This window comes from Streptomyces triticirhizae (genome assembly GCF_003696235.1).
Classification (GTDB): domain Bacteria; phylum Actinomycetota; class Actinomycetes; order Streptomycetales; family Streptomycetaceae; genus Streptomyces; species Streptomyces triticirhizae.
In genome coordinates this window covers 1-8778 of the sequence record NZ_RFFJ01000231.1, presented here as the reverse complement: position 1 = coordinate 8778, position 8778 = coordinate 1, and the positions used below count along the sequence as shown (strand labels likewise).

Here is an 8778-nt window from a genome sequence, read left to right as displayed (position 1 = left end):
GCGGTAACGCGGCGAGGTGCCGCGTATGGCGTCGCGGGCCCGGCGAGACTTCACGGACACGGCTAGGCCACTGGACCCGGTTCGCGCTCGTCCGCGCGCACGCGGGGTCCGGGTAAAGGTTCGGGCAGGGCCCGGTCAAGCCGAGTAAAGAATGGGCCGGCGGGGGGAGTTGGGCCGGCCGGCCGGGAGGCGCGCGGAGCGGCGCGGGCAGGCCGTTCGCGCCGCTCCCGGTCCCGGCCGCCGGCGCGCGCGCCCGGCGCGCGGCGAAAACCCGATGCTGCCGGCTTCTGGACCGCCGGCCGGCGGCGGGCTACCGTCAGGCGCAATGGGAGCGCTCCCATGTCGTGTTGGTCGGGACACCGCACGGCATGGTCGCCAGCCGCACCGCCCCCACACGGAGCAGGAGTTGGACATGACGTCATCCCCCACCGACACCTCGGCACGCCCTCCCGAGCCCGGCCCCGCCGCGCCGACATCCCCTGTGCGACACCGTTGGCGCGCGCCGGCGACGGTCGCGGCCGCCCTGGCGCTGGTCGCCGCCGGCGCGACCACCGCGCTGGGCGGCGAAACGGACGGGCGCCAGGGCACGGGCCCGTCGGCCGAGTGCACCACGGACGGCTTCTGCGAGGACTTCGAGGCGATGGCCGGCGGCGCCCCGTCCGGGCGGTGGGCCGTGGAGACCCGCGACTGTTCGGGCCTGGGCACGGCGACCGTCGACACCACGGTGGGCCACGAGGGCAGCCAGTCGCTCCGGATCGACGGCGCCGAGGGCTACTGCAACCATGTCTTCGCCGCCACCGACCTCGCCGACGTGGACACCTCGGCCGGCCTCTATGTGCGCTTCTGGGTCCGCCACACCACCGAACTCCCCATGCAGCACGTGACGTTCATGGCGATGGAGGACGTCAACGACAACTCCCGCGACCTGCGGATGGGCGGCCAGAACGCGGCGCTCCAGTGGAACCGGGAGTCCGACGACGCGACGTTGCCCGCCCAGAGCCCGGCGGGCGTGGCGCTGAGCGCCCCGCTTCCGGTGGACGAGTGGTCCTGCCTGGAGTTCCAACTTGACGGGCAGAACGGTCTGTTGGAGACCTGGCTCAACGGCGAGCTGGTGGAGGGCCTGGTGGTGGACGGCGAGCCCACGCACGACGTGGACCAGCAGTGGCTCAGCCGCGCGGGCTGGGCGCCCGAGGTGGCCGACCTGCGCCTGGGCTGGGAGAGCTACGGCCAGGGCGCCGACACCCTCTGGTACGACGACATCGCGGTGGGCACCACCCGCACCGGCTGCTGACGCCACCCCCGAACGCGGCCGTCCGGGACTGGCGGTGGCACCCACCCCGGACGGCCGTCTCCAACATCCCTCACGCGCGCGGGAGTTCGGCGTGTGCGTCCGCCTCGCGCAGCACCCAGGGCTCGTGGGCGACCAGCAGCAGGGCGCGGCGACGGGCCCGCAGGTTCGTCCACAGGGCGCGCGCGGTGTCGATGTCCAGGCCGGCCAGAGGATCGTCGAGCACCAGCAACTCCGGCTCCCGCGAAAGGAGTCGGGCCAGCGCCACCCGGCGCACCTGGCCGCCCGAGAGGCGCTGCCCGCGCGGCCCGACGACCGTCTCCAGGCCGTCCGGCATCCGCGCCAGGTCGTCCTCCAGCAGGGCCAGCCGGACCGCCGCCCGCACGGCGCTCTCGTCGGGCTCCCGGCCGAGCAGGATGTTCTCCCGCAGGGTGCCGCTGAACAGCCGGGCTTCCTGGGGGAGATACCCGCACCGGGGAGGAACGAGGAACTCCTGCGGCCGGGCGATCCGTTGCCCGTTCCACCACAGCTCCCCCTCGCCGGGCGGGAGTTGGCCGGCGACCAGCCGGAGCAGGGTGCTCTTGCCGGCGCCGACCGGGCCGGTGACCACGGTCGCCGATCCGGCGGTCAGCTCCAGGTCGATGCCGCGCAGGGCCCGTTGGCCGTCCGCGTGGCGGTAGCCGAGTCCGGTCGCGGTGAGCCGTTCCAGTGGGGAGCGGGCCGGCGGGGGAGCGGACGGCGGTGGCTCCGCCCGCAGATGGACGGGCGCCGGGGTCACCAACCTGGCTGGTCCGTCCGCGAGTTGGGCGAGGCGGCCGAGTGAGACGCCGGCCTGCCTGACCCGGCCGGGGAGGGTGCCCAGGGTGTGCACGGCCTCCGTGACGAACGGCAGATAGGCCAGGAAGAGCGCCAGGTCGCCCAGCGAGAACCGGCCGGCCCGCATCTGCCCGGCGACCAGCAGCAGCACGGCGCCGGTGCCCAGCGCCGTGGTGGCCCGCAGCACGGCCCCCTGGAGCGAGGTGAGGACCTCGTCCCGCACCGCCGCCCGCCGGCGGACCGCGTTGGCCTCGGCCAGCCGGGCGACGACCCGTTCCTCGGCCCGGCCCGCGCGCACCGTCGCCAGCCCGCCGACGATCTCGGCGACCCGGGTGCCGACCTCGCCGGCGGCGGCCCGGCTGGCCGCCCGGTGCCGTTCCACCGGCCCGCCCAGCGCCCGGCCCACCGCCGTGACCAGCGCGATCAACGCCACCAGCGCCAGCGTGGCCCGCACGTCCGTCGCCCACAGCACGGCGACGGCCGCGCCGGCCACCAGCAGGCGCGCCACGTTGGACGCCGACCAGATGGCGAAGACGCCCACCTCGTCGGCGTCGCCGCCGAGCCTGCTGACCACCTCGCCGGTCGGGTGGCGCGGCGCGGCCCCCGCCGGCCGGGCGAGGAGCGCGTCCAGCACCCGGTCCTGGAGCCCGGCGCGCACCGTGTAGGTGTACCCGGGCTCCAGCCTCGGCAGCACCAGCCCGTACCAGAGGGCCAGCCTCGCCGCCTCATTGACCGCCAACAGGCCTGCCCACAGAGGGATCTGGCCCCAGTCGCCGGACCCGTTCGCCAGCGTGTCGAGGGCCGCCTGGAGGAGCAGCCCGGTCAGCAGCAGGGTGGTTCTCAGCAGCGTCCAGCAGGCGTCCAGGAGCAGCTGGGGGCCGGGGCGGGCGGCGAGCAGCCGCAGCAGATGGCGGGTCACCGGCCCAACTCCCCGGCCGACAGGCGGCGGCTGAACTCGGAGTCCGGATCCTCCAACAGCGCGGCGCGCGGGCCGTGTTCGACCAGCCGGCCGTCCGCCAGCACGGCCACCTCGTCCGCCGTGCGCACCGTGTCGAGCTGGTGGGCGACGAGCACGGCGGTCCGCCCGGCCAGCAGCCGCTCGGTCGCCGTGTGCAGGGCGCGGCGGCCGGCGGGGGAGAGCCGGGAGGTCGGCTCGTCGAGCACCACCAGCGCCGGGTCGGTGACCAACACCCGGGCGAGCGAGAGGAGTTGCGCCTCGCCCTCGGACACCGGCCGCCCGCCGGCGCCGAGTCGGGTGGACAGCCCGTCCGGCAGCGCGTCCAGCCAGTCGCCGAGTCCCACCTCCCGGACCGCCGCCTCGATCTGACGGTCACTCAACCAAGTGTCGAAGAGGGAGACGTTCTCCCTGACCGTGGCGTGGAAGATCCGCACCTCCTGGGTGACCAGGCCGACCTGGCGGCGCACCGAGTCGCCGGACAGCCCGCGCAGGTCGTGGCCGTCGAGGAGGACGCGGCCCGAGGTCGGGTCGGCGAACCGGAAGAGCAGCCCGGCGAGGGTGCTCTTGCCCGAGCCGGTGCGCCCCAGGAGGGCCAGCCGCCGGCCGGGCGCGAGCCGCAGCGTGACGCCGTCGAGCGCCGGCTTCTCGTCCGGCGCGTAGCGGAACGTGACCTCCTCCAGGGCCACGCCCAGGGCGCCGCCGGCCGGCCGGGGCAGCCGCCCGGGCCCGTCGACCACGCTCGGGCGTTCCGCCAGCAGCTCGCCGACGCGCTGCCAGGCGCCCAGGGCCTGTTGCAGGTCGTGTGCCTGGTGGGCGATGTGCAGCAGCGGCATCTGGAGCATTCCGGCGTAGGCGATCAGCACATAGGCGCCGCCCAGCGAGAGGTGCCCGCCCAGGTGCAGCGCGGCCCCGGCCAGCAGGGCCAGCAGCAACCCGGCCGAGGCGAGGCCCTGGGCGGCGGCCGGCCAGCGCACGCCGAGCGTGATCGCGTGCCGCGCGACGGCGAGCAGCGTGGCGGCGTCCCGCCAGAAGGCCCGCCGCGCCACGTCGTTCGCCCCCGCGCCCCTCAGGTCGGGCAGCCCGTCGACATGTTCGGCGACCCGCCCCAACAGGGCGGCCGACGCGGCGCGTTGGGCCGCCGCGGCCGGGACCGCGCCGCGCGTCAGCCGTCGCAGCAGCACCACGCCGCCGCCGACCAGCGGCAGATAGCCCAGGGCCACCCGCCAGTCGGTGGCCAGCAGCGCGACGCCGATGCCGAGCAGCAGCAGCCCGTTGGCGATCAGCAGCGGAACCATCCGGGAGAAGAGGTTCGCCAGCCGCCCGACGTCCCCGTCGATCCGGTCCACCAGCGCGCCCGGCGGGTGCCGTTGGGTGAAGGTGAGGTCCAGTCGAAGGCAGTGCCGCACCAGGTCGAGCCGGAGCGCGTTGGTCGCCGACCAGGCGACCCGGGCGGCCAGCGCGTCGCCGAGCACCAGCAACGCCTCGGCGAGCAGGGCCAGTCCGGCGAACGCGGCGGCGGCCCACAGCAGCGTCCCCGTCCCCGCCCCCTCGGCCGCCCGGTCCACGAACCGCCGCAGCAGCTGGGGCGCGGCCACCGCCACCGCCGTCGAGGCGACCAGCGCCACGCCCAGCAGCGCCAACCGGCCCCGGTGCGGGGCGAGATACGGCAACGCGAGGGAGAGCGGACGGAACGGGGCCGGGCTGACCGCAGGCGGCATCGCGAACGGACTCCAAGCGTGGGGAGGGGGCTCCGGGAGGCGACCCGGAGACCGTACCCGAGATCGTCACGCTCCATCCGCCGTGGCACGCGGGCCCGAAGGCCCGCCGCGCCGACGTCGGCCGGGACGGCCCGGAGTGGCCGCCGTGCGCCTGTTCGATGGTTTCTGGCCCATCGCCCGTCGTGCAATGGCCAGTTGAGCCGTGCGGGCGCCCTGAGCAGGTCAACAGCGGGCAGAATCGGCCAGGTAGGCCGACCTGCGGCCGGTTGAAGGGGCACAATGGACCAGACCGTGGCCGACGCGGCCGACTCCCGCGTTCGCGACCTGCGTGGCGAGCCCGGCGGCGGGCCGCTGACCCTCTGTTGGCCGGCCGGGCACCGGGTGCTGGTCAGCGGCCTGCCCGGCTGCGGGAAGTCCACCCTGATGGCGCGTGCGACCGGCCCCGGCGGCGGCCCGGGGAGCGTGCTGACCGTCGACTCCCAGGAGGTCAGGGCGCGTTGGGACCGGCGGCTGGGCGAACGGCTGCCCTACGCGGCCTACCGCCCGCTGGTGCGCCTGGCGCACTACCTGAGGCTGTGGCGCACGCTGCGGCGCCGGGACGCCGTGCTGGTGCACGACTGCGGGCGGGTGCGCTGGGTGCGGGCGTGGCTGGCCTGGCACGCCTGGCGCCGGCGGCGGCCCTACGACCTGCTGCTCCTCGACGTTCCGCCGGAGGAGGCGCTGGCCGGGCAGCGGCGACGCGGCCGGGCGGTCTCCGCCTACGCGTTCCGCCGCCATCGCCGGGCGCTCAGCCGGCTGTTGGCCCGGGTCGAGGCGGGGCGGCTGCCGCCGGGCTGCGGCGCGGTGGTGCTGCTCGACGCGCCGGTCGCCGCGCGGGCCACCCTGTCGTTCGTGACCCCGGACGACGCCCCGACGGCAACGCGGTTCCCGCTGGTGGAACGCCTCTAGCGGCCGCCGCCCCGACTCGGGCAAACGATCGGCAAAGCCCGTCCGAAAGTGGCCCGTTGGGCCCCGGCCGGCGCCGGGGCCTGCCGCTGCCGGGCACGTGGGCTCAACGGGCGTTTCGGGTCGTCGGGAGTGGCGGGGTGTCGGCGCGGCGGGTCAGCCTTCCGGGACGGCGCGCACCAACACGAGGGAGCCCAGCCAGCTGGGGCGGTGACGCAGCTCGCCGTGCCGGGCGTCCCAGCTGCCGTCGTGCAACGCGGCGCGCAGCGCCTCGACATACCGCTCGCGCACCGACGGCTCCACGAAGCTCCAGGCCGAACAGGCGTCCCTGGCCCCGGGGTCGAGCAGTCGCTCCGGGCGGCCGTAGTACGCCTCGTTGAAGCCGTCGACGCAGTCGAGCGGTATCGGCACCCGCTCCACCGTGGCGTGGCCGCCGAGGAGGGCGGTGATCTCCTCGATCGCCGGGTAGCGCCGCGCCTCGGTGTCCAGCACCGAGGGCGCGTAGGAGTGCAGCCAGAAGTCCCGCACCAGCGCGGGGTCGCAGGTGAGGACGACCACCGGGCCGCGCGCCACCCGGCGCGACTCCCGCAGCCCGGCCGCGAGGTCGTTCCACTGGTGCACGCTGAACGTGGTCATCGCCGCGTCGAAGGCGTCGTCGTCGAACGGCAGGGCCTCGGCGGCGGCGTTCACGGCCGGGGCGAGGTGCGGCGGGCGGCGCGCCCGCATCGTGCGGGACGGCTCGACGGCGGTGACCCGGGGCGCGACGGACTCGTACGAGCCGGCGCCCGCGCCGACGTTGACCACGGTCTCGGCCGGGGCCAGGGCGCGGGCGATCGCGTCGGCGATCCGGGGGTCGGGCTGGCGGTAGCGGCTGTAGTCGGCGGCGATGGCACCGTAGTCGGCGTCCCCTGCACTGCCGTCCCGGGTTTGTTTCGTCACGGGACAAAGTCTAGTCCCGAGGGCCCGACGGTCGACGGCTGGCCGGCGACCAGGGGAACGGCGCGAGCGCCGGCGTGTGGAGCGTGGTCGCGCGCCGGCGCGGGCTTCACGCCGGCGCGGGCCGTCAGCCCGGGAGCCCGTAGACCCGGCGGGCGTTGTCGCCGAAGACCGCCGCGCGTTCGGTGGGGGCCAGCCCGCCGGTCAACTCCCGTGCCGCGCCCAGCACATCCGCGTAGGAGGCGGCGGCCAGACAGACCGGCCAGTCCGAGCCGAACAGCACCCGACCCGGGCCGAAGGCGTCCAGCGCGACCGCCGCGTAGGGGCGCAACTGGTCCACCGTCCACGCCCCCCACTCCGCCTCGGTCACCAGCCCCGACAGCTTGCAGCTGACCCGTGGCTCGGCGGCCAGCTCGCGCAGCGGGCCGGCCCACGGCTCCAACTCGCCCGAGGCGATCGGCGGCTTGGCCAGATGGTCCAGCACACAGCGCAGCTCGGGCAGCGCCCGCACCGTCTCGATGGCGGCGGGCAGTTGGTGGGGGAGAACCAGCAGGTCGTAGACGAGTCCGGCGTCGGCGACCGCCGAAAGACCGGCGCGCACCTCGGGCCGGCACAGCCACCGGGGGTCGGCCTCGCCCTGCACCAGATGGCGCACCCCGACCAGCTTCCCGCCGCCGGGGCCGGAGCGCAGCCGGGCCAGGTCCTCGGCCACCGCCCCCGCGCCCGCCGTCAGATCGACCCAGCCGACCACCCCGGCGACCAGCGGCGTGCGTTCGGCGACGGCCAGGAACTCCACCGTCTCCGCCGGGTCGGGGAGCACCTGCACCAACACCGTTCCGGTCACCCCGGAGCCCGCGACCGTCTCGGTCAACTCCCCGACGCCGAAGGCCCGGTGCAGCGTGGCCATCCCCGACTCCAGGAGCCAGGGCTGGGGCCGGTGCGCGGGGTCCCACAGGTGGTGGTGGGCGTCGATCAGCCCGCCGGAGCCGGTCACCGCGCGGCCCCGCCGTCCCGGGCCCGGCCGTCCCCGGCCGCGCCGGCTCCCGTGGCGTCCGCCTCCAGCAGGTCCCACAGCTCATCGGGGATCTCGGTCGCGGCATGGGCGACGTTCTCGGTGATCTCGCGGCCGTCGCGCGCGCCGAGCACCACCCCGCCGACGGCCGGGTGGCGCAGCGCGAACCGCACGGCGGCGGCCGGCAGCGGCACCCCGAACGCGGCGCAGTGCTCGGCCATCGCGCGCGCCCCGCGGAGCAACGGCTCGGGCGCCGGCGCGTAGTCGAACGTCGCGCCGGCGCGCGGGGCGGCCAACAGCCCGCTGTTGAACACCCCGCCGACCAACACGCCCACGTTGCGCGCCGCGCACGCCGGCAGCAGCTCCTCGGCCGCGCTCCGGTCGAGCAACGAGTAACGGCCGGCGACCAGCACCACGTCCAGGTCCGTCTCCCTGACCAGCCGCGTCAGCATCGCGGTCTGGTTCATCCCGGCGCCGATGGCCCGGACCACGCCCTGGTCGCGCAGCTCGGCCAGCGCCGGATAGGCCACGGCCAGCGCCTGCTCGCCGTGGTCGTCGGGGTCGTGGAGCAGCACCAGGTCGAAGGCGTCGAGGCCGGACCGCTCCAGGCTCTCGGTGAGCGAGGCCCGCACCCCTTCGGCGCTGAAGTCCCAGACGCGCGCCAGGTCCGTGGGCACACCGTGGAAGCCCTCGGTGCCCGGCGGCGAGAAGCCCGGGCGCAGCAGGCGGCCCACCTTGGTGGAGACCACGACCTCGTCCCTGGGGCGGTCGGCCAGGAACGCGCCGAGCCTCCGCTCGGCCACGCCGAGCCCGTAGTGGGGCGCGGTGTCGAAGAACCGGACGCCCGCCTCCCAGGCGGCCTCCAACGTTCGCTCCGCCTCGGCCTCGGAGACCGGGGTGAAGAGCCCGGCCAACGGGGCCGTGCCCAGGCCGATCCGGCTCACGGTCACGCCCGAGCGCCCCAACGTCGCCCGCCCGCCGGCGACCACGCCCGTCACCGTGCCACCGCCGGCGCGCACTCCGGCGCGAGCACGGGCCCGCGCGCCCGGGCGCACCCGGGCGCCAACAGCGGCCCGCACCCCGGTGCGAGCACCGGCGCGCGTCG

The 8778-nt window shown here is 76.3% G+C and carries 7 protein-coding genes; 2 read left to right on the top strand and 5 right to left on the bottom strand.

All coding sequences use genetic code 11. The annotated features are described in order from the left end of the window. Window positions 1–412 precede the first annotated feature (412 nt). Window positions 413–1291 (top strand): hydrolase, encoded by an 879-nt coding sequence (locus tag EBN88_RS26390; RefSeq protein WP_233580982.1) that lies wholly within the window; start codon window positions 413–415, stop codon window positions 1289–1291. Window positions 1292–1361: 70 nt separating this feature from the next. Here the strand turns inward: EBN88_RS26390 and EBN88_RS26385 are convergent, their stop codons facing one another. After that, window positions 1362–3023, bottom strand: coding sequence for an ATP-binding cassette domain-containing protein (locus EBN88_RS26385; RefSeq protein WP_122399557.1), 1662 nt, complete (start codon window positions 3021–3023; stop codon window positions 1362–1364). Further along, entirely contained in the window at window positions 3020–4780 is a 1761-nt protein-coding gene (locus tag EBN88_RS26380) for an ABC transporter ATP-binding protein (RefSeq protein ID WP_122399556.1), read from the bottom strand. Before EBN88_RS26380 ends, EBN88_RS26385 begins: the two co-directional genes overlap by 4 nt. A gap of 279 nt (window positions 4781–5059) precedes the next feature. On the opposite strand from EBN88_RS26380, the gene EBN88_RS26375 reads away from it, so the two are divergent. Next, entirely contained in the window at window positions 5060–5728 is a 669-nt protein-coding gene (locus EBN88_RS26375) for an AAA family ATPase (protein WP_122399555.1), read from the top strand. Window positions 5729–5881: 153 nt separating this feature from the next. Here EBN88_RS26375 and EBN88_RS26370 read toward each other — a convergent pair whose 3' ends face one another. The 3 genes from EBN88_RS26370 to EBN88_RS26360 all read right to left on the bottom strand — a co-directional run bounded on the left by EBN88_RS26370 (window position 5882) and on the right by EBN88_RS26360 (window position 8617). Continuing rightward, window positions 5882–6664, bottom strand: a complete 783-nt coding sequence (locus EBN88_RS26370; RefSeq protein ID WP_122399554.1) for a class I SAM-dependent methyltransferase — start codon at window positions 6662–6664, stop codon at window positions 5882–5884. Between the two features lie 124 nt (window positions 6665–6788). Further along, complete coding sequence (locus EBN88_RS26365; RefSeq protein WP_233580981.1) at window positions 6789–7655, bottom strand: amidohydrolase family protein; 867 nt, start codon at window positions 7653–7655, stop codon at window positions 6789–6791. After that, a complete protein-coding gene (locus EBN88_RS26360) occupies window positions 7652–8617 on the bottom strand; it encodes an aldo/keto reductase (protein ID WP_407703464.1) in 966 nt (321 codons plus the stop codon). The genes EBN88_RS26365 and EBN88_RS26360 overlap by 4 nt, the downstream gene beginning before the upstream one ends. Window positions 8618–8778 lie beyond the last annotated feature (161 nt).